Raw genomic sequence first — 25,024 nt, forward strand, 5'->3', positions numbered from 1 at the left:
TTTGCTCCCCACGCTTTCGCGCCTCAGCGTCAGTTACAGGCCAGAGAGCCGCCTTCGCCACTGGTGTTCCTCCACATCTCTACGCATTTCACCGCTACACGTGGAATTCCGCTCTCCTCTCCTGCACTCAAGTCCCCCAGTTTCCAATGACCCTCCACGGTTGAGCCGTGGGCTTTCACATCAGACTTAAAGGACCGCCTGCGCGCGCTTTACGCCCAATAATTCCGGACAACGCTCGCCCCCTACGTATTACCGCGGCTGCTGGCACGTAGTTAGCCGGGGCTTTCTCGTGAGGTACCGTCACCGCGCCGCCTTATTCAAACGGCGCTCCTTCGTCCCTCACAACAGAGCTTTACGACCCGAAGGCCTTCTTCGCTCACGCGGCGTCGCTCCGTCAGACTTTCGTCCATTGCGGAAGATTCCCTACTGCTGCCTCCCGTAGGAGTCTGGGCCGTGTCTCAGTCCCAGTGTGGCCGGTCACCCTCTCAGGCCGGCTACGCATCGTCGCCTTGGTGAGCCGTTACCTCACCAACTAGCTAATGCGCCGCGGGCCCATCCGCAAGTGGCAGCCGAAGCCGCCTTTCAACCAAAGACCATGCGGTCTTTGGTGTTATCCGGTATTAGCTCCGGTTTCCCGGAGTTATCCCGGTCTTGCGGGCAGGTTGCCCACGTGTTACTCACCCGTCCGCCGCTGACCAAACAAGAGCAAGCTCTCGTCCGGTCCGCTCGACTTGCATGTATTAGGCACGCCGCCAGCGTTCGTCCTGAGCCAGGATCAAACTCTCCAAAAGAAAGTTGATTGGCTTGCGCTTCGTTTCGTTCAGTTTTCAAGGAACGAGATTAGTCGATATAAATTGCTTTCTCTTGCAAGAACCAGTTCATCGAACTTATCTCTCGCAAGCAGCTTCTTTATATTAGCATAACATCTTTCCGATGTCAACCACTTTTTTCTTTCTCATCACCGCCGAACATCTTGTTCAGCAGCGACGCTATTTAATATACCACCCTAATCTCCAAAATGCAATACCTTTTTTTAAAATTTTTTTTGGTTTTTTTAAACTGTACTCTTCTCAAAAGTCCCCACTTCCCATTATCTTAATACGTAATCCTTCTCCTTGGCAACCTCTCTAATCCTCCACACAACGATATTCGTTGCGAACCCTTTTCTTGATCCCACCATCAATAGTCATTACACAAGAAAGCAAAATCGACAGTCCCACTTCTTCCCCGTATTATAAAAAAACGTTTAGAGATAGGCTCCTTCCTACCTTCTATAACTGAAACATCAAGCGGGGTTGTGTATGCCTCATTGTTGTTACCAAAAACCATAAAGGACAGTACCTGATCTTTCTTACACCATAACTGATCAGTTTTGTTCAAAATGAATGAATACGCCCACCGGCGGACGCATACATTTCAATATAATATGTTGTTTTCAAGGAGGCATCTAGACTTTGATCCGCATTTTAGCTTTACCGTCCGGTTTGAGCCCGTCTTACTCGTCTTCCCTTTCGAAAAACGAGCAGGCGATCCTAAACGCTCTTATTTCTTCGCCCGTGCTGTACACATATCCAAATGAACAACAGCTGCGATTTGAAATTGCGCTGCGTGCTAACATCGTCCAAGCTGCAGTCGACTTAGCAAAGAGCCGGGCGCGGTTTGCCATTTTTCGTTTTTCACGCTGCAACAGCGAGTTTTGGGAGCGGGACGAGCGAGGTGGTTTTCAGCTGCGACCGGGCATCCCTCCTTCAGAGGCCATCAAAGACATTTTCGTTAACAGTGAACGATACGCCTTTGAATGTGCAACTGCCATCGTCATCGTCTTTTACAAAGCCGTGCTCGATACGATTGACGTATCAGCGTTTAATCGCCTGTTCGCCGATCTACTCCTGTATGACTGGCATACTGACCGCGATCTTGGCATCCATACAAAAAAGGGAGAACACTTTCTCCCTGGGGACTGTCTTTATTTTAAAAACCCGGAGTTCGATCCGACGACGCCGCAATGGCAGGGGGAAAATACGATTTACTTGGGCAACGGCTTGTTTTACGGGCATGGCATCGGCATTCACCCAAAAGAGGTCATTATCGATGCACTCAATCGGAAGCGAAAACCGGGAGCGACGAAATCCGCCTATCTTCTCCCCCAAATTACGCAAGTCAACTTCACGTATTTGTCCCAATTCGCCCGCCCGTTGAACGAATTCCGCTTGCCGCTCCGCCCATCGTTTATCATCGGAACGTTAGGGTCCGCTACTTTCTTGTATCGTTAGCGGCCCTTTTTCGTTTTTCTCCCACAAATACAAGCCAATTCCTGTTAAAATAAAAATACCGCCGATCCATTGAAACAGGCGGATCTGTTCGTCAAACAGCCAATACGCCAAGGCTGAAGCGCCAATAGGTTCCAATAAAATGGCCATCGACACGGTCGATGCGCTCACCCATTTGACTGCCCAGTTCATTACGGAATGGCCGAACAGTGTCGGGATGATGGCTAAAGCAAGAAAACAAAGCCAGTCGGTCGGTTGGTACGCTGTTAGGGAAAAGCGGGATAGTACGGTATACAAATACAATGTCGCAGCGCTGATGCCATAGACGATATATGTATACGTCATAAGCGACAATCGCTGGCGCAATTCTTGACCGAATAGCCAGTACGCTGTCACCATCGCGCACGCCAATAATGCCAACACGTCCCCATACAGCGCTTCTCCACTGGCGCGAAAGTCGCCCCAGCTGATGAGGATGCTTCCGACAATGGCCAAAAGAGCGCTCCCGATCGCACCGATCGTTAGCCGTTCACGGAAAAAGATCGCTCCTCCAGCAAAAGCAAACAGCGGCTGCAACGTCACAAGCACGACTGAGCTCGCAACAGAGGTATAGTCGAGCGATTCAAACCAAAGAATAAAATGAAACGCAAGTAGCACGCCGGAACAAACGGAAAACAACCAGTCGCGCCGGGAGATGCGCTTTAGTTCATCGATATGACGGAGACAAAACGGCGTCATGATCACGACGGCGAAAAAGAGCCGATAAAAGGCAATAACCGCCGATGGCGCTTGTGACCATTTGACGAAAATGGCCGATGTCGACACAGCGAGCGCACCGATCAATAAGGCGACATACGCCTTTGCCGAACTTGGCGGTTTCATCTCTCCATCTCCTTGCCAACTGTTTTCTTACATTATATCACGAACGAGGTGAGAAAAATGGTGTTCGATCCGTTCCTCAAATTAGGGATTTCAGCCATCCTCGGGTTGATTATCGGGCTGGAACGGGAATTGAAACGAAAACCAGTCGGTTTAAAAACGTGCCTTGTCATTTCGATTTCCAGCTGCTTGTTGACGATCGTTTCGATTGAATCAGCGTACATCTTCCCATCGAAAGACCATATTACGATGGATCCGCTCCGTCTGGCCGCCCAAATCGTATCCGGGGTCGGTTTTTTAGGAGCTGGCGTGATTTTACGCCGCGGTAACGACAGCATCACCGGATTGACGACGGCTGCGATCATTTGGGGGGCCGCGGGCATCGGGGTGGCCGTCGGCGCAGGCTTTTATTGGGAATCAGCGTTCGGTGTGGCGCTGCTCATTGTCAGTGTCGAACTCATTCCATTTTTAATTAATTTTTTCGGACCGAAGCAGCTGCGTGAAAAAGAAGTGATGCTGCAAATTACGGTCGCCGATGAAAACAATATTACGAAAGTGATTGATCATTTAAAACAGCAGCACATCAATATTAAAACGATGCGCATTAAAGATGTGGAAGAAAACCAGCATTTATTGAAACTAAGGGCTGTCGTCGACCAACGACGCTCGACCGCTGACATTTATTACACCATCCGCTCCATTGACGCGATCGTTCATGTCGATATTGAAAGCGGCTGATAAAAAAAGATTGCCAACAGCCATTCATCTAGATATAATAGGAACTGGACAAATCATCCATATTCTTTTGGGGCATTAGCTCAGTTGGGAGAGCGTCGTGCTGGCAGCGCGAAGGTCACCGGTTCGAGCCCGGTATGCTCCATTCACCAACCCCTTGCGTGGCAAGGGGTTTTTGTTTGACCGGGAAAGGTCTCACACCGAAACGCTTCGTCGACGAATCCGCGGCCGTAATCTCCCAACGAACGGCGGGCGGCAAAGTCACATGCGAGAGACGCCCGCCGTTCCCTTCATCCCATGGAGATCGTCTTTCAGGATGGTTCTTTATATTTTTTTAAGCGCTCCTCGAGCTCCCGGCGCGCTTGTTCGATGTCAAAGTCGTCATCTTCCGGCTGGCTGTAGTCCATGTTCAGCCAATCCGGCACGATCTCTGTGCGGATCGGCTTCCGCATCGTTCGACTGCTCTCCGTTGAAGAAGAGGTAGACCGTTGGTTCAGCCGCTGCTTTCGAAACGCAAGCCGTGCCGCACGCACTTCGTCGACCGTTCGATACCCTTTTTCCATCCAGTCGCGCAAGATCGTCTCGACGTACACCCACCGTTTCGCCCCGTTTTCCACCGCAATTTTTAACGCTTCTAAGACTAATTCCTCGGACGTGTCATCCACCCACATATTGATTTTTTCCCGCAAATATCCTCCGATCACCCCAAATCCGTTTTGCTCATAGAAACGAACAATCTCCTTGTAGGCGCGCACGCGCTCGTCATCTTCTTTCTCTTCTCTGTTCCTCTCTGATGTGATCTCTGTCGTATTCTCTGGTATCGGGCTGTTCACATTGAGCACCCCGATTGACCAATTTGACCAGCTGGACGGATCAGTTTGAACAGATGATCGGGCGATTTCGCCCGTCGGCCGCCCGTTTTGGGCAGATGGACGGTGGATTTCATCCATCGACCGCTCATTTTGGACAGACGGCCGAACCCATTCATCGACGGATCGTTCAGTGAAAACCGGCAAATCGCCCACTTCATCTGCTGGCCGCTCATGTTGAACCGATGAATGGGCAATTTCATCCGCCAGCTGCCCGATGGGAACGGGTGGGCAGGCCATTTGCTCTGTCGCCCATCTATTTTGAATCGACGGATCCTCCGATTTCCCTTTCATCCATCCATATTGAACTGATCGATCAGCCAATTCATCACTCAGTTGTCCATGTTGAGGAGGTGGATCGGCCGTTTCACCTGCCATTTGTTCGTTTTGGAAAGATGAACAAGCGATGTCGCCCTCTGTCCGTTGATTTGGCATCGTCAGAACGATCGGCATGCCATCAAAAGACGCCCCACGGTCGTCTCGAGCGATGGAAGCGGCATCGGAACCTAGCCCCTTGCCGTCTTGAACGGTTGACGTGCCTCCTTGAGACATCGGCATGCAATCTGGAACAGTTGAATCGCCATCGTGGGACATCGACGCACCATAAGAAACAGTTGCAAGGCGATCGAGAACGGTTGAACCGCTGTCCCCCGCTGGGCCGCCATTCGCCCCCGGTGGCTGTTCCTTTTGCCTGACTAGTATTTTTTGCGTCCATTCGGCCAGTTGGTTGTAATCGATCCGATACCATTTCGTTTTATCGATTTTGGAGCGGTTAAAATTCGCCGAAACGATGATCCCGAGCTTTTCGAGCTTTGTGATGATCCGGCGAATCGTGCTTTCCGACCAAAACGGGAATTGCTTCTGCCAATCTCCATACGTGTTGTACACCCATTTGTAGCCGTCACGAACGTTTTCACTTTTCTCAAGCCAATAGTGCAATTGCTGCACGATAATGCTTTCGTTCAATCCGATCGCCACAGCGAGCTGTGGTAAAATGATTAACGGCTCGTCGTCTAAAAGCAATTTGGTCATCGTCCCTCTCCCCCTTCATAAACGATGAATGAAGAACTCGTTCGCAGCGAAATTGCTTTATGATTGCTCCCTTTCTTTGATAAACTTTATTTCGAATGTCATCAAATCACCTAATGGCGCGACAGCAGCGATTTTAGCCCGATTTCACGCTGAAAAACGCCAAAAATACGCCAAAAACGGTTGAATATGCGTTCAAAGAGCAAATCGACATGTTCCGTTGCTTTCATCGCGTCTTTGCTGAAACAGCAACACCTTTTCGATCGGAGGGAGAGCTTTGAAACAAACTGCGATTTTGTTTTTTTGCCTGATGATTCTATTTCCCGCTTCCGTTTTCGCCCATCCAGGTACATTGGATGAATTGGGCGGGCATTTCCGCAACAGTGACTGCACCTACTTGTTGCACGAACCGACCGCATTGGCGAAGCAGGCGAAAACGAAAGAAGAGCTGGTCAAGCTCATTCAAAAATATAACGGCAATGAACGGTGCAAAAGGAACCTCACTCCGGAACGGATTGACTTAGACGGCCATACGCTCGGGGGAAAAGAGGACAATGCTTCGCTGCGGCTTGGCCGGACATACAAAGCGGCATTGGTGAAGTGCATTGACGGAGACACGGCCAAATTCCGTGTGAACGGCCACGTGTATACGACGCGCTTTTTGTTCATCGACACCCCAGAAAGCACCATCGAAGTCGAACCATACGGAAAAGAGGCGAGCCAGTTTACGTGTTCCCGACTGAAAAAAGGGGACATTGTGCTTGAAACAGATGGAAATACGTTGTTTGACAAATACCAACGGCTGCTCGCCTGGGTATGGGTCGACGACCGCCTGTTGCAAGAAGAGCTCGCTAAAGCCGGGCTAGTCGAGGACTTTTATGACTATGGCGATTACAAATACGAACAACGCATCCGCAAAGCATACGAGGAAGCCAGACAAAATGGCGTCGGCATATACAGTGGGCACTCTGCCGAGGAGAAGCCGAAAGTCGATTCGAAAACGAAAGCAGAGCCGGCGCAAACCAATCCGCAGACCGAAGAGGAGACGAACGAAGCCGATCGTGAACGTAACCGTGAGCAAGAAGAACGAACTTCGGAACCATCAAGCGGCCTCGTCCTTTATACATTGCTCGGCGCAGCGGCGGCTGCAGGGGTGTATTGGCTCATCCGCCAGCTGAAATGACGACCGCCAACACCAAAAAGACCTGTCCGACACGGACAGGTCTTTTTTCATCGAAAGCAAGTTGCCGGTTTTGCTTCAAAAGTTGCTCGTTCCCGCCTTGGCTTTGAAAACAGCTTCCTTAATGATTTCCGTAAACAAATGTTTCCCTGTTGTTTCTTGTCATTGCTTCGGAAGCAATTCTTCAACACCGGTCTCATTGGCCATTCGCTCCGGCTCCATCCCGAGCCGACGGAAGCCGTATTTTTCGAGGCGCATGATTTGCTCATCGGTCAATTCTGTGTACGCAATGACCGACGGTGTGCCAGACGATTTGTAAATCAAGTTGCCGGTCACCGGGCATTGAAACGCGTCGGCGACAAACCCCTCCCCGTCTTGAATCGTAAACAGCCGGATGGGCATCACATTCATGTTATTCCCTCTTTCCATACATCGTCATGATTATAAGTGCCCGATCCATCACCATTTTATACGAGCCGTTTGCCGACGATGACTAAATCGCGCTCAATGCCGTCAAGCTCAGCAACGCGCGGAAAATAGCCCCACCGTTCAAACCCGAAGCGAGAGAACAGCCGCAAACTCGGTTCGTTATGGGCAAAAATAAAACCGAGCAGCGTCTTCATCCCAAGCGCCGGCGCCTTGTCGATCGCCCGCTTGAGCAGCTTCGTCCCAAGCCCTTGACCGCGGTGCGATTCGGCAATATAAATGCTCACTTCGGCCGTATGGCGGTACGCCGGGCGGCCATAAAACGATTGGAAACTAAGCCAGGCGCAAATGACACCGTCATCTTCGACTACCCAGAGCGGCCGATGGTGCGGGTCGTGCGCTTCAAACCACGCTCTCCGGCTTTCCACTGACACCGGCTCCAAGTCCGCCGTCACCATCCGGCTCGGAATCGTTTCATTATAAATGCGGACGATTTGCGGCAAATCCGCCGCCGTTGCATCACGAATCAACCATCGCTCCATTTGGCATCCCCCTTTTTCCATCAGCCTTTCATTTCAAAAATCAGAAACATCACTATGTACAGCGAAAGAACACGAAACGCCAGCTCGTTTTGTATCATGTCGCTTGCGGCGTTTCTCAGCCCGTGTTCCCAAATGACGCGCACTCCTATTTTATCAGAAATGGGGGATGTTCGCGCCTTCTTCATATGTTCACCTGTGCCTCGCTTGTTATTGACGGCGCGCCCGCACCGCAAAGCGACTGTCCCCCGCCCAATCACCCGTGTCCCCCATTTAGGACGGCTGGCCGTTTCTTTCTCCAAGACGCAGCCCGCTCTCCCACGAAGGCCCCGCCTTCCTCCGACAAAGGCAAAAAAACGGCGTGAGTTCGGTCATCCCAGACTCACGCCGTTTTGTGTTTACCAAAACGGCAACGCCCATCTGCAAAACAACACAACCGTCTTCTCTTACGTCACCCCAATGAAGCGACAACGTCGAATGACGAAGGCATGAACATTTCTTCCTCTAACGCAGCGACAAAGCGGCGTCCAACGATCGGCGAGCATCCCCGCCTATCGAAGTCAAGACGCGAGCACTCGTCACTCGCTTGCGGAAGCGCCTTTTTTCTTCCACTTCATCAAGGTCTCATAAACGATCGGGACAATGATCAGGGTCAAAAGTGTAGAGCTCGTCAATCCACCGATGACGGTCACACCGAGTCCTTTCGAAATCAACGCCCCGCCTTCCATTCCAAACGCAAGCGGAAGCAACGCGCCGACGGTCGCAATGGCCGTCATTAAAATCGGGCGCAAGCGCGTTCCGGCCGCTTCCAAAAGCGCCTCGCGCGTCGACAATCCGTCGCGTTCTTTATGAATGACGCGGTCGATTAAGACGATCGCATTCGTCACCACAATCCCAATCAACATCAACATGCCGATCAGCGCCGATATGCTGATGGTTTCGTCAGCAATAAACAGAGCCAGCAGCGCACCAATGACGGTAAACGGCAGCGAGAACAAAATCGTAAACGGCGCCAGCCCGCCACCAAACGTGACGACAAGCACAAAATATACGATCGCTACGGCAGCGAGCATCGCCAATCCGAGCTGGGTGAACGCCTCTTCGATATCTTCGGTGACTCCTCCCATGTGGACATCGACATTGGACGGAACGCGCAGCTTGTCGATGGCCTTTTGCACGTCTGCCGACACAGCGGCGACGTCTTTCGTTTTCACTTCCGCCGACACGCTCGCGTATACCCGGCCGTCATAGCGCTGAACCTCACTGTACGTATGTCCTTTTTTCAACTCGGCCACATCTTCAATCAGCACTTGAATACCGATCGGCGACACGATCGTTTTCTTCATCAAATCACGAATATCGTCGTATTGCTCTTTTTCCGTTGCAATGTAGACGTTGAGATCTTCACCATCTTGCTTAACCGTCGCAATCGCTTGGCGCTCGCCATTCTCGGACAACGCTGCGGCGATTTGTGCAGCAGTCAGCCCGAATTCACTTAATTTTTTCTGGTCGGCGACAAGCGTATATTCTTCAAACCGGGCGGACATGCTTGTTTTCACATTGGTCAACTCATCATGATCGCGCAAAATGTCCGCTACTTTCTCAACAATCGGCTCGATTTCTTCCATTTGATCCCCGTACACGTTAAGCTCAATCACATTGGATGTCCCGGTGCCCGAAACGTCCTGGCTTTGCCATTCCCCTTTGTCTCCGCGCTCATCAAGCGCCTTCATCACTTTTTCCTTCTCTTCGGCAAAGTTTTTCACATCGGGGTCATACTCGACATAAAACAGCGCTGCATTGTCCTGACCCGGGTTCATCGGGTTGCCCCCGCCGACAGACAGTTGAATGTTCTTTACTCCGTCGCGCTTCTCGAAAAACGCCTCCACTTCTTTAGCAATGCGTTCCACTTGATCCACCGTTTGCCCCGGAGCAGGACTGTACGTAGCAACAATCATTTTTTGCTCATCAGATGGCAAGAAGCTGACCCCAACATACGGGACGAGGAACAAACTTGCAACAAGCAGCAACACGGCTGCGCCGCTCACGATGAGTTTATGATCCAACGACCAACGGAGCACCGTTTTATACCAAGACGCCAAGAGGCTTTTTCTTTCCTTTGCCCGGACGCGTTTCGCTGCCACGCCATTGCGGAACAGCCAGTGAGCCAACGCCGGAACAACGGTAACCGCAACAATTAGCGAGGCGAGTAACGCAAACACAATCGTTAGCGCAAACGGCAAAAACAGCTCGCCAACCATCCCTTTGACCAATCCGAGCGGCAAAAAGACGGCCACCGTTACAATCGTCGACGACGCGATCGGGATAAACATTTCTTTCGTTGCCGAGACGATCAGTTCTTTTCCAGTGAGCGGTTCATCCGGCAATGTCATGCGCCGGTAAATGTTTTCCACAACAACGATCGAATCGTCAATGACGCGGCCGATCGCCACCGTCATGGCGCCAAGCGTCATGAGATTGAGCGTAATATCCATCTCATACAGCAGCAAAATCGCAATCAACAGCGACAGCGGAATCGACACGACGGAAATCAACGTCGTGCGGATGTTGCGCAAAAACAGGAAAATGACAATGACCGCAAACAGTGCGCCAAACACTGCTTTGTCCACCATCGTGTTCACCGAATCTTCAATCGGCTGCCCTTGGTCAAACACAGTGATAATGCGCAACCCGTCATAGCGCTTCTCGAGATCTTTGATTTTTTCCTTGACGGCGTTGACGACAGTGACCGTATTAGCGTCTTGCGCTTTCACGATTTGCACGCCGATTGACGGTTCACCGTTCGTCCGCGAAATCGATTCTGCTTTAGCGACGACTTCCACTTCAGCCAGATCGCTCAACGAAACAGAAGGAATCGAAGGAGATGTACCTGCTTGGCCAGAAGCGGCGCCTTGCGTTTGGGCCGCTGCTCCTTGACCTGCCGCCATTCCTTGCATCTGACCGGCCGCTCCCATTCCTTCGCCGCCTGCCATCGGTGACTGCGCTGCTCCATTAGCAGGGGCGATCGGAATGCGGAGCGCTTTTAAGTCATCGACCGTGACGATGCGTCCGTCGATGACGACCGATTTTTCCGTATCTCCAAACGTGTACAGACCGAGCGGAAGTGAAACAGCGGAAGCTTGAATGACGTTGATGACCGATTGTTCAGTCAGCCCATACTGCTTCAACTTCTGTTCATCGAATCGAATGTTCACTTCTTGCATTTGCTGGCCAGCGACTTCAACCGAATCAACGCCGTCGATGCCCTCCAATTCCGGGACGACATGACGCTCAACCGTTTCTGTCAGCTCAGCTAACGATTCGTCCGGATTGGTCACGCTTAATGAGATGACCGGAAAAGCGGAAAAGCTAATCCGGGAAACGTCCGGCTCCTGCGCCCCATCAGGCAGCTTCAAATGACTAAGCGCCTCTTTCACTTCATTTTGCGCTTTTTCCATATCTTTGTCGAACTCATATTCAATTTGTACAAACGATGCATGTTGAAAGGAAGAGGAACGGACAACCGTGACACCGTCCAAATGTTCGACCCGCTGTTCAATCGGCTCCGTCACCTTCTTGGCCACTTCTTCCGGCGTAGCCCCCGGATAGACCGTCGAGACGGAAATGAACGGAACGTTAATGTTCGGGATCGTTTCGAGTTTCATGTTCATTCCCGAATACAACCCCGCCACAGCAACAATAATCGTCAAAATCCAAATGGCGAGCTTATTATTGAGCGAAAACTGAATGACTTTCCTCACGCGCTTCTCCCCTTTAAATCCATGATCATATTGGTTCCACTTTCCTATGACTATACGGTCACAAGTTATATACTAATTGACCAAATGGTCATTTGTCAAAATTGGAAACCCACCTCATCTGATTGCTGAACATCGATCCGACATGCTGCTATGTATTCGAGCCCATTTCTAGGTCAACCATCCCGTCTTTTCTTCATTCAGGTTCCACCTTATCACACACCTCCCATCTTTTGTTATGCTCTAGCGACATATTTTTAGTTACGACTCAAGACGTATTTTGGATTCAACTGTGTAAAAAAGACATGGATGATCTTGTTTCTGCGGTTGGCTTTTGTTTTTTGACCGTTAAAATTGCGTGAACAGCCACGCGGCGAATACATCCGGTTGGGACAATCCGGCAATCGCCACGTAGATAAGCAAAACAAAGGATATAAGAAAAGCAAGATGGAGGATATGTGCAGTTACCGTATGGAGCTTGAAAAAGTGTCAGGCTCATGCTCCTTTTTCACTTGATTAGATGACTCATCGGCAGGAAATAAAAAGTCCTTGAAAGAGCGCCCGCTCCATCAAGTCCCCAAACCATTTCCTAACTATGTTGGTTTAATAGCTTCTTTTCATTGTTTGACTACATGTTCTATCCATTCTAATTACAGATGTGAATCCAATAGCGGGAAAATCAAATTCCGTATGTAATTGAACAAAGTCTTCTTTCTCTTTTTCGGATGCATTCGTACTCCTAAAAACAAGCAAAGCGTTCTAAGACATCCTTTCATTGCTTCATGGATAAAATTAACTAACGCTTGTTACGGCGACCCCATGTCTTGATGAAACGTTCCAACTAAAAAGTCAGCTATTCCTCAAAAGCTGATGATGATTCATTGATTCTCCCCTTATATTGATGTTTCTCCTTTATTTAGTTGAATGGCCTGTTGGAATAACTCTACCTTTTTCGTCTTTTTTAGCACAATATTTGCTCAATATTAACTCTGGTTTCGACGGGACATTTATTATGAGAAAAAAGAGTTAACGAAGCGTATGCAATTACAACAGGAAGTGCAACAAAAAGATACATGGGAGCCCCTTGATTAGTTATACAATGCCTTTGGATTTTAGTTATTCGGGCCATCGAATAAAAAATGGAAGGATCTACGAGGTCCTTCCCGAGAATTTTACACTGATGAGAAAAACATAGTCAGATTTGTGATTTTGAACTGAAATAATTGGAAAAAGACAGTTCAAAATAATGTGCTATATAAATTGAAATAAAGGTTTTCTCCCGTTCCACGGCGAATAAATACAAAGAGAAAATAGGGGAACGGAGAGAAAATATGATGCCAAATCACAAAGACGAGATCGAAAAGTTGTCCACTGCCATGAAAGAAGCAAAAAGTAAACGAGCATATGAACGCTACCAAGCGATTTATCTTCATTTGCAGGGATATACCAAAGGAGAAATCGCAACGATTATTGGTCGATCCAAGAAAACTATTTATAACTATATTCATGCCTACGCCCAGCGCGGTCTTGATGGACTGGAGATGAAATACTCACCTGGCGCCCCACGTCGATTGACCCCTGAGCAGGAAAAAGAGCTGGCTTTGATCATTGAACATCAGCTCCCCGTAGATGTGGGATTCGAAGCAAAATATAATTGGACGCTTGCGATAATCGCTGAACTCATTCAACAAAAGTGGGGGCCAACATACACGCTTCGCGGAACAAGTGACATTCTGCATCGGTTAGGGCTAAGCTATACGAAACCGACCTATACACTAGCCAATGCCGATGAAGAGAAACAAAAAGAATTCGTCGAAATCACCTTCCCTGAAGTAAAAAAAAACTGGTAGATGGGAACATCGCCCATGTCCTCTTTCAAGATGAGTCGATGATTCGTGATTACCAAGCGATTCAAAAAACATGGTTTGTCAAAGGAAAACAACGAATCATTCCGACGTTTGGAAAACATCAAGGGCTGAAGCTGATTGGCACGTTGAACTACGAAACAGGGGAAGTGTTTTGCATCGAAGAAGAATGCTATGACGCGGAAACATTTCTTCGATTTCTTCAACTTGTGTTAGAACGCTATCCCACAGGCAAAATAGTGATGATTTTAGATAACGCTCGAATTCACCATGCCAAACTCATTCAGCCATTTTTAAAAGAACACGAAGATCGGTTAGAGCTCGTCTTTTTGCCACCATACAGTCCGCAATTGAACTTGATTGAAGGGCTATGGAAATGGCTGAAATCAGACGTGATTTACAACGTGTTCTATTCGAGTGTGCAAGAAATTAGAAAGAATGTCCAAGCCTTTATTCAGCGAATCAACCAGAAACCAGAACAAACGATCGATCGTTTGTGTGTTCAGTTGTAAATCTTTAATTCAACTTATATAGTTACATTCTCATTTTTAATCTTAGCTTTTGTAAGATGTCTTTTTCAACATAATATACACCTTGACCGTCGGTATGACTTCCATACATCATTTGCCCATTAAAACACCAACAAAAATCCGCCCTCATTCAATGAGAGGGCGGTTCATTCGGGTGGAAATCGACACAAAGGCCCCGACGTCTTTTATGACAAGAAGGCGGTAAACGGTGGGGGAACGATTGCTGTCTTGCATCTACACAGGACCGAAACAAAGGCTGTCTTGGCTCATTCGGTTAGTGGGCGGCTTCTCCCTTTTCCTCCAGTTCGGCCACCGGCACGTCCCGACGCTCATTGAGCCGGCCGTCGCGCAAATGGACAGTTGCCATTTGGTTTTCTTCGTCATACCCGTCAATCCAAACCGATACCCCGTTGTAATACACAGGAATATCGGCAGGTGATGAAACGATTTGTTTTACACGGTTCATGTCCATAACCCACTATCCCCTTTCACTGACGTTTCGTTTCCTAGTATGGAAAAGAACAGGAATGTTTATGCAAAAACCGTCCACACTAAAGAAGGAATCAACCAAAAGAGGGATAGATGATGAAAATGAGGAACTTGCTTGTTTCCTATTGGCGGATGTCAACCGTTCTCCGTCTGTTCGCTATCGCGAGCGCCATTATCGTCTTGTTTGGTGCACTGATGCATGTGATTGAGCCGGAGACATTCCGCACCATCTTTGATGGCATTTGGTGGGCGAGCGTGACGACAACGACGATCGGCTATGGGGATATCGTTCCGAAAACGCTCGCGGGAAAGCTTGCTGCGATAGTGCTTATCGCCCTCGGCACTGGAATCATCGCTGCTTATTTCGCTTCGATATCGGCAGCAGCAGCTTCTCGGGAAACGGCGCATACGAACGGGCAGCTTCCATATACAGAGCGGGGACACGTCATTATTGTCGGTTGGAATGAGCGGGCACGCGAAATGCTGCTTCGCTTCGCTAGACAAGATTCGCTGCCCCGCTTTGTCCTGATCGACGCTACTGTACCGTCCCATCCGCTTCCACACATTCCTTTTCATTTTATTAAAGGGTCGGCACACGATGATGCGGTGCTCGAAAAGGCCAATATTGGCCATGCCCAGTTTGTGATCATTACCGCCGACCCGCATAAAGCAGAAGAGGACGCCGATACAGATACGATCGTCGCGCTGCTCGCTGCCAAGAGCCTCAACCCGTCGGTGTATGCCATCGTGGAAATATTGACCGCCCGCAATGTCCAAAACGCTTTTCGCGCCGGAGCGGATGAAGTGGTTCAAACGAACTTGCTGGCGAGCACTGCGATGGCGGCCAGCCTTCGCTCACCGGGAGTCGCCGGCGCCATCGAGAGAATGCTCGGTCGATTTGGCGAACAAACCTTGCGCCTTCTCACCCCCACCGAGCAACAAATCGGCCAGCCGTTCACCACCGTCCAGCAGCTGCTGCTTGAGCAAAATATCACGCTGCTTGGCGTCATCCGCGGGGACAATGGGAACCTTTCCATTTTGCCGCAGCGCCCGATCGAAGAACATGATCGCCTGTTCGTGTTTGTTCCTTAATCGAGCAGGAGGCGTTCCAGATCTTGAACGAGCGCTTTGCCGACGGAAATATATTGCTCCGGAACGGTCGCATCCGGGTCTTGCGGTTCGGAAAACTGGTTGAATGCCGCTCCCACATTGCCAACATCAGCAAAATCGTCAATGCCGCGCTGATATTTATGCGCAAGCAAAAACGGACGCCCGAGCTCGACCGTTGTGCCATGTGAATCGAGCTGTCCATCAACTGCTTGAAACGGCACGCGCAAAAATTGGTAACCTACATGGTCAGCGATTTTATAGTCAAAATAGCCATGATCGTAATCCCAGCCGCCGCCAATCACATAACCGAGCGGCTTTAATTTTTGCTCTAAATCATAAAGTTGAAACTGCTTTCCTTCTAACCGTGATGGAATTTCAATCATGCACAACCCCTCCTTTCCTTTTATCGTTTCCCGTTTAGCGGCAATTATTTGCCCATCCCAGACTCTGGCACTTGGCGAAAAATGGACTGATGAGATGCAAACAAAGCCATGCAGAAACGATGGACTGTCTTTCAATGGCAACATGCCGCCGCGGAAGGAATTCATCGTTTACCATTTCTGCCATTCGCCTTCAACGAGCGTCAAAGTCATGAACAAAAAACGCCTCTTCCCCCGACTAAAGGAGAAGAGGCGTTGTTCGTTTCGATTCACTCTGGAAAATGCGGCCGAAACCGGCCGTACATGTCGAGAAAAAGCGGCTTGACCATCCTTTTGTTATTTCAACCGTTTCTCCAGTTCGTCTTTCAGCTCTTCGTAACCCGGTTTGCCTAAGAGGGCGAACATGTTTTTCTTGTACGCCTCAACACCTGGCTGGTCAAACGGGTTCACCCCGAGCAAATAGCCGCTCATAGCGCATGCCTTTTCAAAGAAGTAAACGAGATAGCCAAACGTGTATTCATCAAGCTTCGGCAAGGTGACAACCAAATTCGGCACGCCGCCGTCCGTATGGGCGAGAAGCGTCCCTTCGAACGCTTTCGTGTTGACGAAATCGACCGTTTGGCCGGCTAAATAGTTCAGCCCGTCTAAGTCGCTTTCTTCCGCTTCGATGACCAATTCATGGCGCGGCTCTTCAAGTTTCAGCACCGTTTCAAACAAATCACGGCGACCTTCTTGAATGTATTGACCGAGCGAATGCAAGTCGGTCGAGAAGTCAGCCGAAGCCGGATAAATGCCTTTTTGGTCTTTCCCTTCGCTTTCGCCGAACAGCTGCTTCCACCATTCAGCGAAATAGTGCAAGGCTGGTTCGTAGTTGACGAGCAACTCGATCGTTTTTCCTTTGTTGTACAAAATGTTGCGAATGGCCGCATATTGGTAAGCAGCGTTTTCTTCGAGCTCCGAGCGGCTGAAGTCTTCGCGCGCCTTCGCTGCCCCTTCCATCATGGCGTCGATGTCAGCACCGCTGGCAGCGATCGGCAGCAATCCAACCGCCGTCAACACTGAATAGCGACCGCCGATGTCATCCGGAATCACAAACGTTTCGTATCCTTCCTCGTCAGCGAGCGTCCGCAGTGCGCCGCGTGCACGGTCGGTCGTTGCGTAAATGCGGCGGCGTGCTTCTTCTTTGCCGTATTTGTCTTCAAGCAGCTTGCGGAAAATACGGAAAGCGATCGCCGGCTCAGTCGTCGTTCCTGATTTAGAAATGACGTTGATCGAGAAGTCTTTTCCTTCAAGGAAATCAATGACATCTTTCATATACGTCGAGCTAATGTTGTTGCCGACAAAGATGATTTGCGGTGTGGACCGCTTCTCTTTCGGCAAGGCATTGTAAAACGAATGATGCAGCATCTCAATCGCCGCACGCGCCCCAAGATACGAGCCGCCGATACCGATGACAAGAAGGACATCAGAGTCTGATTGAATTTTTTTCGCCGCTTGCTTGATGCGCGCAAATTCTTCTTTATCATAGTTGACCGGCCAGTCTAACCATCCTAAAAAGTCATTGCCGACTCCAGTTTTTTCATGGAGCGAATGGTGTGCGACTTTCACCGCATCGCGCAAGTATGTAAGTTCGTGTTCACCAAAAAAAGCGAGCGCTTTGGAATAGTCGAAACGAATATGGGTCATTCAATTCTTCCTCCCATTCAATAATCATTGCCTTCTTTCACTTTAGCGGAACGGACAAGGGAAATCAAGCGATGCTCTCGAGTGAAAACGGATTCAATTCCGACAATTTTTTGCCGATCTATACGGCTTTCTTCGGCAGCCAACGTGCGATGGTCGGGGCCGCTACATTTGACATGTGGCTGCCATCAAAAAAGCCGACCCAGCATTCAAGTCGCCGGCCGGCTTTGAAGGTTTCTTATAAAGACGCACGCAAAATGGCGAGCACATCATCACGATTTAACGTTTTGAAACGGCCAAACTCACCAAACGCCATCGCTTTATCCGCCATCAGCTCGAGATTTTCCTCGCCAATGCCATAATCAGCCAAGCGAGACGGCGCCCCGAGGCTTGACCAAAACGCGCGCAACCGCTCGATGCCTTCAAGCGCCACGTCGCGCTCCGTTTTGCCCGTCGGATCGACGTCAAAGACGCGCACCGCCAGTTGGGCGAAACGGCTGACATTTTCATCAAGCACATGTTTCATCCAGTTCGGGAACAAAATGGCCAATCCCCCGGCGTGCGGGATATCGTATACAGCAGAGACCGCATGCTCGATATCATGCGTCGCCCAATCACCGCGCACGCCCATTTGCAGAAAGCCGTTTAAGGCGATCGTGCCCGAGTACATGATCGTCTCGCGCAGCTCGTAGTTCTCTAAGTCGTCTACCAATTTTGGCGCCGCCTCAATGACCGTTTTTAACACTGCCTCGCACATCCGGTCTTGCAGCGGCGTGTTCGGCGTATGATGGAAATATTGCTCAAACACATGGGACATCATATCGACGATGCCGTAAACGGTATGGTCTTTCGGCACCGTCATCGTGTACGTCGGATCCAAAATCGAAAATTGCGGGAATGTCACCGGGCTGCCCCAGCCGTATTTTTCTTTCGTCTCCCAATTGGTGATCACCGATCCGGCGTTCATTTCCGATCCGGTCGCCGCCAGCGTCAGGACCGTCCCAAACGGCAACGCCTCAGTGACAGTCGCTTTTTTCGTAATGAACTCCCACGGATCGCCATCAAACTTCGCGCCGGCTGCAATCGCTTTCGTACAGTCGATCACACTGCCGCCGCCAACGGCAAGCAAAAATTCAATTCCTTCCCGTCTGCAAATGTCTACCCCTTTTTTGACGGTCGAAAGGCGCGGGTTCGGTTCGACGCCTGGCAGTTCAACGACTTCGGCGCCAATGTCCGTCAATAGGCTCATGACTTCATCATATAGTCCGTTTCGTTTAATGCTGCCGCCCCCATAGACAAGCAGCACTTTTTTGCCATATTTCGGCACTTCTTCTTTGAGCTGCTCAATTTGTCCTCTCCCAAAAATGAGTTTGGTCGGATTGCGAAACGTAAAATTTTGCATTATGTATCTTCCTCCTTTTGCTTCTTATTATGGGGACAGACGTCGTTGTTGTAAAGCCGGACGCTTCGACGGCAAATCATGCATATTTTCTGCGGCTATGATTCATCCTATAAGTGACTGAAGGAAATTTTTCAAAGGAGGTATACAGGATGGGAACATGGCAACGCATTGCCTTGTTGTTGACAATCATTGGTGCGATCAATTGGGGACTGATTGGATTTTTTCAATTTGATTTAGTTGCCGCCATTTTCGGTGGACAAGATTCGGCTTGGTCACGCATTATTTACAGCCTTGTCGGTCTCGCCGGCTTGGTCAACTTAGCGTTGTTGTTCAAGCCGGCTGAAGAGCTTGAGCGCACCGAACCAAACCCGACACGCACATGACGGGAGACACTCACCGCCTGGCGGTGGGTGTCTTATTTTTTCGGTAAATCTTCCTTCTTGGATTGCTCAATCCATTCACGCAACTTTTCTTTTAACGGACGAAAGCCAGGTTCAAACGACATTTTCATGCGCGTCTGGCGCTTTTGCTTCTCTCTACCTGGCTCAAGCGCCTTTAAGGACAGGCTCGCTCGCCCTGCCTTATAGTCGACATCGAGCACTTTGACGGTCACTTCGTCACCGACATGGACATAATCGCGCACATTTTTTACAAAGCGGTGCGAAATTTCTGAAATATGAATGAGCCCTTGCATGCCGCCCTCAAGCTGGACGAACGCGCCATATGGCTGGATGCCTGTCACCTTCCCTTTCACAATCGCTCCTCGTTTCATCGTTGGCAAGCAAAACACTCCTATTGGCTAGTTTCATCTACGTTTCTGTATTATAACATAACCGGAAGGGAAAACCCAAAAAAAGATGTCCTGCCCATGGCAGAACATCGTCGATTACAAGCGTTCCAAAAACCGTTTCATCCGCTTAATTGCTTCCTGCAGCTGCTCAAGCGACGAAGCGTACGAACAGCGAATATAGCCTTCTCCGCTTGTACCAAAGACATTGCCAGGGACAACGGCCACTTTTTCTTCCAAAAGCAACCGCTCGGCAAACTGTTCGGACGTCAAGCCGGTATGGCGAATGGATGGAAACGCGTAAAACGCGCCTCCCGGCAAGTGGCACGGCAACCCGATTTCATTGAGCGAGGCGACGAAATAATTGCGCCGCCGCCGGTAGCTGTTGCGCATTTGTTCGACCTCGTGCTCCCCGTTGCGGAGCGCTTCAAGGGCGCCGTATTGCGCCATCGTCGGCGCACACATCATCGCATATTGGTGGATTTTCAACATCGCCTGCAAAAGCTCTTCCGGCGCTGCCGCAAAACCGAGCCGCCAACCGGTCATCGCAAATCCTTTGGAGAAGCCCGAAATCAAAATCGTCCGTTCGCGCATGCCGGGAACAGCAGCCATGCTTGTATGCTCACCTTCATACGTGAGCTCGGCGTAAATTTCGTCGGCAATGACCAGCAAATCATGCTTCTCCGCCAAGCGGGCGAGCGCTTTGAGTTCCGCTGGGCTAAGCACCGTTCCGGTCGGATTGTTCGGCGAACAAATGATCACGGCCTTCGTCCGCTCAGTGATCGCTCGTTCGATGTGCGCCGGCATGAGCTGAAACCCGTCGGCGCCAGACGCATGGACGATCACTGGCGTCCCGCCGGCGAGCACAACAAGCGGTTCATAAGCGACAAAACTCGGTTCCACCACGATCACTTCATCACCTGGATTGACAATCGCCCTTAGCGCCAAATCAATCGCTTGGCTCGCCCCAACCGTCACTAAAATTTCTGTCTCCGGACGGTATTCCACATGAAACTTGCGGCGCAAATAGGCGGCGATTTCTTGGCGCAGCTCGAGCAAACCGGCGTTGGCTGTATAGGACGTATAGCCTTGCTCGAGCGACAAAATGCTTGCCTCGCGGATGCTCCACGATGTGACAAAGTCCGGTTCGCCGACACCGAGGGAAATGACACCGTCAAGGCTCGAAGCGAGATCGAAAAACCGGCGGATGCCGGATGGCTTTAAGCTGGCAACCGTTTCTGACACATACATTTTTTTCGTTTGCGGATTCATGGTGCCACCACGATGCGACGATCTTGATCTCCTTTGTCGAATATCGTGCCGTCATGTTTATATTTTTTCAAAATGAAATGGGTGGTCGTCGAAATGACGGAATCAAGCGTTGACAGTTTTTCCGAAACAAACTGGGCGACTTCCGCCATCGACCGCCCTTCAATGACGACCGACAAATCATAGGCGCCGGACATTAAATACACCGATTTGACTTCCGGGAAACGGTAAATGCGCTCTGCCACCTCATCAAAGCCGACGCCGCGCTTCGGGGTGACTTTCACATCGATCATCGCCGTCACCCCTTCGTGGCCATCGACCTTCCGCCAATCGACAAGCGTCGTATACTGGACAATCACGTTCGCCTCTTCTAATTTGTGGACGAGCGCCTCTGTTTCTTCCACCGGCAAATCAATCATTTTCGCCAGCACATCGATCGGAGTCCGCGCATCTTTTTCCAATATTTCGATAATTTCCAGTTCTTTATCGCTCAGTTTCACGGAACATCCCTCCCTTTAAACCGTTTCGCTAAACCGACAGCCCGGCTGACCGTCGTCATGCCGGGAATGAACAAGATGCCATCCGTTTCAGCTCGAGCAGCCGATTAGCAAGTTTTAGGCAGTCGCGAAAAGGAATTGTTTTGTCAAACGCGAATTCATATATAGACTGAATGCAAGCAGCGAGCGTGTGGGCATCATCCGTATGATATACGGCCTGAAGCACGTCAATCGCTTCTATCTCGTACGCGTCATTTCCGTAGCCGAACGGATCCCAGGCGCCAATGGTCTCAAGAAGCAGCCGGTTCAATTGTTGTCCGTCCATGCGCCGCCATCCACCTTCTTTCTTGATTGGGATATACCAATTATAAGCCATCGACCTGAAAAAAAGAAGGGAGAAGATACGATGTTTTCATTTGACCAAGTCATCGACCGCCGGGGCACGCAGTCGGTGAAATGGGATGATGTTGAGCGTTTGTTCGGCCATAAAGATGTGTGGCCGATGTGGGTCGCCGACATGGATTTTCCGGCTCCCAAAACCGTACAAGAAGCGCTGCAAGCGCGAATAGAACACGGAATTTTTGGCTACACCGTCATTCCTGATTCGTTGAAAGAAGCGGTGGGCGAATGGCTCAAACGTCGCCACGAGTGGGAAATCGATCCGGCCTGGCTTGTGTTTGCCCACGGTGTCGTGCCGGCGGTCGCCGCTGCCATTGAGGCGTTTTCAGAGCCTGGAGACCGCGTCGTTGTCTTTTCCCCCGTTTACCGGCCGCTGTTTGATCTCGTCCGCCGCCATGATCGCACGCTCGTGCTTAGCCCCCTTCGCTTGACTGAAGACAATTATGTCATCGACTGGGACGACTTGGAGCGGAAACTGCCCGGAGCAAAATTGCTCATCCTCTGCCACCCGCATAACCCCAGTGGCAAGGTGTGGACAAAAGAAGAACTCGAACGGCTTGGGGAGCTATGTTTCAACCATGGCGTCTTCGTCCTTTCCGACGAAATTCACGCCGATTTGACGTTCCCACCCTATCGGCATATTCCGTTCGCCTCCCTCCATCCGGAGTTGGCGGCGCAAAGCGCCACGTTCCGTGCGCCGACGAAAACGTTCAACCTCGCCGGCTTGCAGGCGGCCGAAGCGATCATTCCCGATGAGTCACGGCGTCGGGCGTTCCGCCGCGTCCAACAGCGGCAAGGGTTTTTCACGCTCAATGCATTTGCCATTGCCGGAGCGGAAGCGGCTTACCGCCATGGCGAGGCATGGCTTGACGCCTTGCTTGCGTATTTGCAGCAAAACATCGACACAACCATCGCCCATCTCGCAGCGGAACTGCCCATTCTTCGCCCCATCCGCCCGCAGGCGACCTATCTCGTCTGGATCGACGGCCGTGGTCTCGGCCTGTCCGAAGCCGAACTCAAAAAACAGCTTCTCGAAAAAGGAAAAATCGCCGTTGAGTTCGGCAGCAAATTCGGGGCGGAAGGGAGCGGCTTCCTCCGTCTGAACGTCGCCTGCCCGCGCTCGACGCTAGAAGAAGGACTGCGTCGGTTGGTTCTCGCGCTGCGCTAGATCATGCCCATCCATCGGCATGAGGTGGGAGTCTTAAACGCCACGTGTCGTTTGTCGCTCCTCAATAAAAAAGGTGTCCCGTTGCTTATGTTGGGACACCTTTTTATGATCTCAAACCGCGATGCCTCCCCCGGAAGTGCAGGAGAGAGCGTTCAAGATGACTTGATTTTCCCGCAGGCGATGCGCTCGTCGGCATCTCCCGCCGGTTGGGTCATGCCGTCGTCTTTCTTGGCATGAATAACGATTGACGTTCCGTCCTTCGTCAACAACGACCCTTTTTCTCCTTCTTTTAACGTCACGTTCGGCGCCGTCAGTTCGACGTTGACCGTGCCGTCCTCTTTGACAATAATGTTTGGCAAATCACCGGCATGCGCGCCTTCTGGGTGGAGAAGTCCGTGCTTTTTCCCGTCAGGGTTGTAATGTCCGCCAGCCGATTGAAAATCGGGCGGCTCGCAACTTCCTTTTTCATGAATATGAATGGCATGCTCTCCTGGCGGAAGCCCTTCTAAGTCAAGCTTCAGCCGGACTCCCTCCGCTTGTTCCGTCAGTTCAATCGTGCCAATCGGATCACTGTCGGCATTGATCATCTCCACCGTCCGACTCATACCGCTCTGTTGGCCGCAGCCAGCTAAAACGAGCGCCACAGCCAAAAGAATCCCATATTTTCCCTGCAACACAAAACTCCCCCCAGCATGGCAGATGTTACCCGCCAGTATTGCCGAAGGGAGCCCATTTTATACATCCGACCTCGGCCCGGACTCGTCCTTGTTGCCATACAGCTCTTGCTCGAGCCGTTCCGCTTCTTTCTCTTGACGACGCGAAATGACAATGATGAGCCGCATCGTGAACACCGCAATGAGCAAAAACACGGTCATTGAAATGACCGCGGGAATATACTCCCTCTTATCTTCCGGAAAGTATAAAAATAGATTCAGCACCCATGGCCACATCGTTAGACAACCTTTCTGACTCAAAATCGTCCATCCTCATTATAGCACAAAAAAGCTGCCACCAATACAGCAGCTATAAAGCGAATTTTTTCCGCAGCTGGGTGAAATCGATCCGCTCCCCAATCGTCGGCGGCTTTGTCTTCGCCAAATATTTTTTATCGTTTTCAATGAGCCGGAAAATCGTATACGCGGTAAATGCGTCATCGAGCGCACAATGGGCTTTTCCAATCCCTTCGTTTCCGTACTCTTGCACAGCCTTGCGCAACGCCGTTTGATTTTTGTTGCCGAAAAAGCGTTTATACTCCATGGCCAAATCGCGGTGCTCTCCGGTAAATGGAAATTCCACTCGCGCCGACTGGCAGTTTTCCCGGAGCACTTTCATATCCATGTTTCCCCACGTTACAACCGTCGTCGGGCGCTCGCGGTCATATTGCCGAAGCAAGGAAACGAGCTCATAAAAACTCATTCCGCTGTCAATTTGCTCTTGGGTGATATTGAGAAACGACTTGCACCGGTCGGTGAGTTGCGGAAAACGGAGCGGTTTCACATAAGAGGAAAATTGGCTCACGATTTGCTCGTCAACGACCGCTACAAGGCCAACTTCAATAATTTCCGGAGAAAACCCGTTCGGGGTCGTTTTTGTTTCCGGCATCGTAAATTCAAAATCGAGAAACAAATATTGCGGGACGTCCATCATCGCTTCCCTCCTTTCCGCACAGCCACAGTCCGTCTTACTATTATTATATCACGGGAAAGCGATTGTTTATTTCTTTTTTCAGAAAATGGCGAAAAAGAGGCGGATGTCGGAAA

At 50.4% G+C, this 25,024-nt stretch carries 24 protein-coding genes, 1 tRNA gene and 1 rRNA gene (1 of these 26 cut by a window edge); 8 read left to right on the forward strand and 18 right to left on the reverse strand.

From position 1 onward, the window contains the following. Positions 1–791, reverse strand: a 16S ribosomal RNA gene (locus NSQ22_RS15525) (it extends 766 nt beyond the left edge of the window). A gap of 663 nt (positions 792–1,454) precedes the next feature. Here NSQ22_RS15525 and NSQ22_RS15530 point away from each other — a divergent pair. After that, positions 1,455–2,273 (forward strand): protein-glutamine gamma-glutamyltransferase, encoded by an 819-nt coding sequence (locus NSQ22_RS15530; protein ID WP_008881779.1) that lies wholly within the window; start codon positions 1,455–1,457, stop codon positions 2,271–2,273. Here NSQ22_RS15530 and NSQ22_RS15535 read toward each other — a convergent pair. Next, positions 2,244–3,152, reverse strand: coding sequence for a DMT family transporter (locus NSQ22_RS15535; RefSeq protein WP_008881780.1), 909 nt, complete (start codon positions 3,150–3,152; stop codon positions 2,244–2,246). The two genes, NSQ22_RS15530 and NSQ22_RS15535, sit on opposite strands and share 30 nt — an antisense overlap. 57 nt (positions 3,153–3,209) lie before the next feature. On the opposite strand from NSQ22_RS15535, the gene NSQ22_RS15540 reads away from it, so the two are divergent. Then, on the forward strand, positions 3,210–3,887 hold the full coding sequence (locus NSQ22_RS15540; protein ID WP_008881781.1) for an MgtC/SapB family protein: 678 nt from the start codon (positions 3,210–3,212) through the stop codon (positions 3,885–3,887). A gap of 69 nt (positions 3,888–3,956) precedes the next feature. Continuing rightward, a tRNA-Ala gene (locus tag NSQ22_RS15545) sits at positions 3,957–4,029 on the forward strand. Between the two features lie 166 nt (positions 4,030–4,195). Here the strand turns inward: NSQ22_RS15545 and NSQ22_RS15550 are convergent. Beyond that, positions 4,196–5,785, reverse strand: coding sequence for a DnaD domain protein (locus NSQ22_RS15550; protein WP_099233220.1), 1,590 nt, complete (start codon positions 5,783–5,785; stop codon positions 4,196–4,198). Positions 5,786–6,092: 307 nt separating this feature from the next. Here NSQ22_RS15550 and NSQ22_RS15555 point away from each other — a divergent pair, with 307 nt between their 5' ends. Then, complete coding sequence (locus NSQ22_RS15555) at positions 6,093–6,965, forward strand: thermonuclease family protein (RefSeq protein WP_099233597.1); 873 nt, start codon at positions 6,093–6,095, stop codon at positions 6,963–6,965. A 159-nt stretch (positions 6,966–7,124) separates the two neighbouring features. Here NSQ22_RS15555 and NSQ22_RS15560 read toward each other — a convergent pair whose 3' ends face one another. The 4 genes from NSQ22_RS15560 to NSQ22_RS15575 form a co-directional block, all read right to left on the reverse strand. Then, positions 7,125–7,373: a hypothetical protein gene (locus NSQ22_RS15560; RefSeq protein ID WP_008881785.1), complete on the reverse strand. Its 249-nt coding sequence runs from the start codon at positions 7,371–7,373 to the stop codon at positions 7,125–7,127. 56 nt (positions 7,374–7,429) lie between these two features. Further along, positions 7,430–7,930 carry a GNAT family N-acetyltransferase gene (locus NSQ22_RS15565; protein WP_008881786.1) on the reverse strand — a complete coding sequence of 167 codons (501 nt, stop codon included), beginning with the start codon at positions 7,928–7,930 and terminating at the stop codon, positions 7,430–7,432. A gap of 20 nt (positions 7,931–7,950) precedes the next feature. After that, on the reverse strand, positions 7,951–8,229 hold the full coding sequence (locus tag NSQ22_RS15570) for a hypothetical protein (protein ID WP_011888101.1): 279 nt from the start codon (positions 8,227–8,229) through the stop codon (positions 7,951–7,953). Between the two features lie 276 nt (positions 8,230–8,505). Beyond that, positions 8,506–11,688 carry an efflux RND transporter permease subunit gene (locus NSQ22_RS15575; RefSeq protein WP_087960205.1) on the reverse strand — a complete coding sequence of 1,061 codons (3,183 nt, stop codon included), beginning with the start codon at positions 11,686–11,688 and terminating at the stop codon, positions 8,506–8,508. A gap of 1,328 nt (positions 11,689–13,016) precedes the next feature. Here NSQ22_RS15575 and NSQ22_RS15580 point away from each other — a divergent pair. Beyond that, a protein-coding gene (locus NSQ22_RS15580; protein WP_076611651.1) for an IS630-like element ISBs2 family transposase occupies positions 13,017–14,062 on the forward strand; the annotation gives its coding sequence in 2 pieces (ribosomal slippage) (positions 13,017–13,520 and positions 13,523–14,062; 1,044 coding nt in all). Between the two features lie 292 nt (positions 14,063–14,354). Here NSQ22_RS15580 and NSQ22_RS15585 read toward each other — a convergent pair. Next, positions 14,355–14,552: an H-type small acid-soluble spore protein gene (locus NSQ22_RS15585; protein WP_008881789.1), complete on the reverse strand. Its 198-nt coding sequence runs from the start codon at positions 14,550–14,552 to the stop codon at positions 14,355–14,357. Between the two features lie 113 nt (positions 14,553–14,665). On the opposite strand from NSQ22_RS15585, the gene NSQ22_RS15590 reads away from it, so the two are divergent. After that, positions 14,666–15,661 (forward strand): potassium channel protein, encoded by a 996-nt coding sequence (locus tag NSQ22_RS15590; protein WP_044742691.1) that lies wholly within the window; start codon positions 14,666–14,668, stop codon positions 15,659–15,661. Here the strand turns inward: NSQ22_RS15590 and NSQ22_RS15595 are convergent. From NSQ22_RS15595 to NSQ22_RS15605, 3 genes are all read right to left on the reverse strand, one after another. Further along, complete coding sequence (locus NSQ22_RS15595) at positions 15,658–16,062, reverse strand: YugN-like family protein (protein ID WP_011888104.1); 405 nt, start codon at positions 16,060–16,062, stop codon at positions 15,658–15,660. The two genes, NSQ22_RS15590 and NSQ22_RS15595, sit on opposite strands and share 4 nt — an antisense overlap. A gap of 333 nt (positions 16,063–16,395) precedes the next feature. Further along, positions 16,396–17,745, reverse strand: a complete 1,350-nt coding sequence (locus tag NSQ22_RS15600) for a glucose-6-phosphate isomerase (RefSeq protein WP_008881792.1) — start codon at positions 17,743–17,745, stop codon at positions 16,396–16,398. Positions 17,746–17,980: 235 nt separating this feature from the next. Beyond that, positions 17,981–19,144 (reverse strand): iron-containing alcohol dehydrogenase, encoded by a 1,164-nt coding sequence (locus NSQ22_RS15605; protein WP_008881794.1) that lies wholly within the window; start codon positions 19,142–19,144, stop codon positions 17,981–17,983. Positions 19,145–19,293: 149 nt separating this feature from the next. On the opposite strand from NSQ22_RS15605, the gene NSQ22_RS15610 reads away from it, so the two are divergent. Next, positions 19,294–19,527: a DUF378 domain-containing protein gene (locus tag NSQ22_RS15610; protein WP_008881795.1), complete on the forward strand. Its 234-nt coding sequence runs from the start codon at positions 19,294–19,296 to the stop codon at positions 19,525–19,527. A gap of 32 nt (positions 19,528–19,559) precedes the next feature. Here the strand turns inward: NSQ22_RS15610 and yugI are convergent, their stop codons facing one another. The 4 genes from yugI to NSQ22_RS15630 all read right to left on the reverse strand — a co-directional run bounded on the left by yugI (position 19,560) and on the right by NSQ22_RS15630 (position 22,073). Next, positions 19,560–19,925 (reverse strand): S1 domain-containing post-transcriptional regulator GSP13, encoded by a 366-nt coding sequence (yugI, locus tag NSQ22_RS15615; protein ID WP_008881796.1) that lies wholly within the window; start codon positions 19,923–19,925, stop codon positions 19,560–19,562. Positions 19,926–20,030: 105 nt separating this feature from the next. After that, positions 20,031–21,203 carry an aminotransferase gene (locus NSQ22_RS15620; protein WP_008881797.1) on the reverse strand — a complete coding sequence of 391 codons (1,173 nt, stop codon included), beginning with the start codon at positions 21,201–21,203 and terminating at the stop codon, positions 20,031–20,033. Further along, on the reverse strand, positions 21,200–21,700 hold the full coding sequence (locus NSQ22_RS15625) for an Lrp/AsnC family transcriptional regulator (RefSeq protein ID WP_008881798.1): 501 nt from the start codon (positions 21,698–21,700) through the stop codon (positions 21,200–21,202). Before NSQ22_RS15625 ends, NSQ22_RS15620 begins: the two co-directional genes overlap by 4 nt. 55 nt (positions 21,701–21,755) lie before the next feature. Beyond that, positions 21,756–22,073, reverse strand: a complete 318-nt coding sequence (locus tag NSQ22_RS15630; protein WP_223812907.1) for a DUF1871 family protein — start codon at positions 22,071–22,073, stop codon at positions 21,756–21,758. A gap of 30 nt (positions 22,074–22,103) precedes the next feature. Here NSQ22_RS15630 and NSQ22_RS15635 point away from each other — a divergent pair, with 30 nt between their 5' ends. Beyond that, positions 22,104–23,264 (forward strand): PatB family C-S lyase, encoded by a 1,161-nt coding sequence (locus tag NSQ22_RS15635; protein WP_339263794.1) that lies wholly within the window; start codon positions 22,104–22,106, stop codon positions 23,262–23,264. 152 nt (positions 23,265–23,416) lie between these two features. Here the strand turns inward: NSQ22_RS15635 and NSQ22_RS15640 are convergent, their stop codons facing one another. The 3 genes from NSQ22_RS15640 to kapD all read right to left on the reverse strand — a co-directional run bounded on the left by NSQ22_RS15640 (position 23,417) and on the right by kapD (position 24,908). Next, positions 23,417–23,941 (reverse strand): superoxide dismutase family protein, encoded by a 525-nt coding sequence (locus NSQ22_RS15640; protein WP_008881801.1) that lies wholly within the window; start codon positions 23,939–23,941, stop codon positions 23,417–23,419. 57 nt (positions 23,942–23,998) lie between these two features. Continuing rightward, on the reverse strand, positions 23,999–24,214 hold the full coding sequence (locus NSQ22_RS15645; protein ID WP_008881802.1) for a hypothetical protein: 216 nt from the start codon (positions 24,212–24,214) through the stop codon (positions 23,999–24,001). A 73-nt stretch (positions 24,215–24,287) separates the two neighbouring features. Continuing rightward, a complete protein-coding gene (gene kapD, locus NSQ22_RS15650; RefSeq protein WP_171355403.1) occupies positions 24,288–24,908 on the reverse strand; it encodes a 3'-5' exonuclease KapD in 621 nt (206 codons plus the stop codon). Positions 24,909–25,024: the final 116 nt, after the last annotated feature.

The organism is Geobacillus sp. FSL K6-3411 (assembly GCF_037965715.1).
Taxonomy (GTDB): domain Bacteria; phylum Bacillota; class Bacilli; order Bacillales; family Anoxybacillaceae; genus Geobacillus; species Geobacillus thermodenitrificans.

What these genes read in the sequence shown, in the direction of transcription:
- NSQ22_RS15595 (WP_011888104.1), bottom strand. Translation starts at nt 16,062, where the DNA reads ATGATTGAAATTCCATCACGGTTAGAAGGAAAGCAGTTTCAACTTTAT.
- NSQ22_RS15560 (WP_008881785.1), bottom strand. Translation starts at nt 7,373, where the DNA reads ATGAATGTGATGCCCATCCGGCTGTTTACGATTCAAGACGGGGAGGGG.
- NSQ22_RS15535 (WP_008881780.1), bottom strand. Translation starts at nt 3,152, where the DNA reads ATGAAACCGCCAAGTTCGGCAAAGGCGTATGTCGCCTTATTGATCGGT.
- NSQ22_RS15565 (WP_008881786.1), bottom strand. Translation starts at nt 7,930, where the DNA reads ATGGAGCGATGGTTGATTCGTGATGCAACGGCGGCGGATTTGCCGCAA.
- NSQ22_RS15555 (WP_099233597.1), top strand. Translation starts at nt 6,093, where the DNA reads ATGATTCTATTTCCCGCTTCCGTTTTCGCCCATCCAGGTACATTGGAT.
- NSQ22_RS15635 (WP_339263794.1), top strand. Translation starts at nt 22,104, where the DNA reads ATGTTTTCATTTGACCAAGTCATCGACCGCCGGGGCACGCAGTCGGTG.
- kapD (WP_171355403.1), bottom strand. Translation starts at nt 24,908, where the DNA reads ATGGACGTCCCGCAATATTTGTTTCTCGATTTTGAATTTACGATGCCG.
- NSQ22_RS15540 (WP_008881781.1), top strand. Translation starts at nt 3,210, where the DNA reads ATGGTGTTCGATCCGTTCCTCAAATTAGGGATTTCAGCCATCCTCGGG.
- NSQ22_RS15630 (WP_223812907.1), bottom strand. Translation starts at nt 22,073, where the DNA reads ATGGCTTATAATTGGTATATCCCAATCAAGAAAGAAGGTGGATGGCGG.
- NSQ22_RS15645 (WP_008881802.1), bottom strand. Translation starts at nt 24,214, where the DNA reads ATGTGGCCATGGGTGCTGAATCTATTTTTATACTTTCCGGAAGATAAG.
- NSQ22_RS15550 (WP_099233220.1), bottom strand. Translation starts at nt 5,785, where the DNA reads ATGACCAAATTGCTTTTAGACGACGAGCCGTTAATCATTTTACCACAG.
- NSQ22_RS15620 (WP_008881797.1), bottom strand. Translation starts at nt 21,203, where the DNA reads ATGAATCCGCAAACGAAAAAAATGTATGTGTCAGAAACGGTTGCCAGC.
- NSQ22_RS15605 (WP_008881794.1), bottom strand. Translation starts at nt 19,144, where the DNA reads ATGCAAAATTTTACGTTTCGCAATCCGACCAAACTCATTTTTGGGAGA.
- NSQ22_RS15600 (WP_008881792.1), bottom strand. Translation starts at nt 17,745, where the DNA reads ATGACCCATATTCGTTTCGACTATTCCAAAGCGCTCGCTTTTTTTGGT.
- NSQ22_RS15590 (WP_044742691.1), top strand. Translation starts at nt 14,666, where the DNA reads ATGAAAATGAGGAACTTGCTTGTTTCCTATTGGCGGATGTCAACCGTT.
- NSQ22_RS15585 (WP_008881789.1), bottom strand. Translation starts at nt 14,552, where the DNA reads ATGGACATGAACCGTGTAAAACAAATCGTTTCATCACCTGCCGATATT.
- NSQ22_RS15610 (WP_008881795.1), top strand. Translation starts at nt 19,294, where the DNA reads ATGGGAACATGGCAACGCATTGCCTTGTTGTTGACAATCATTGGTGCG.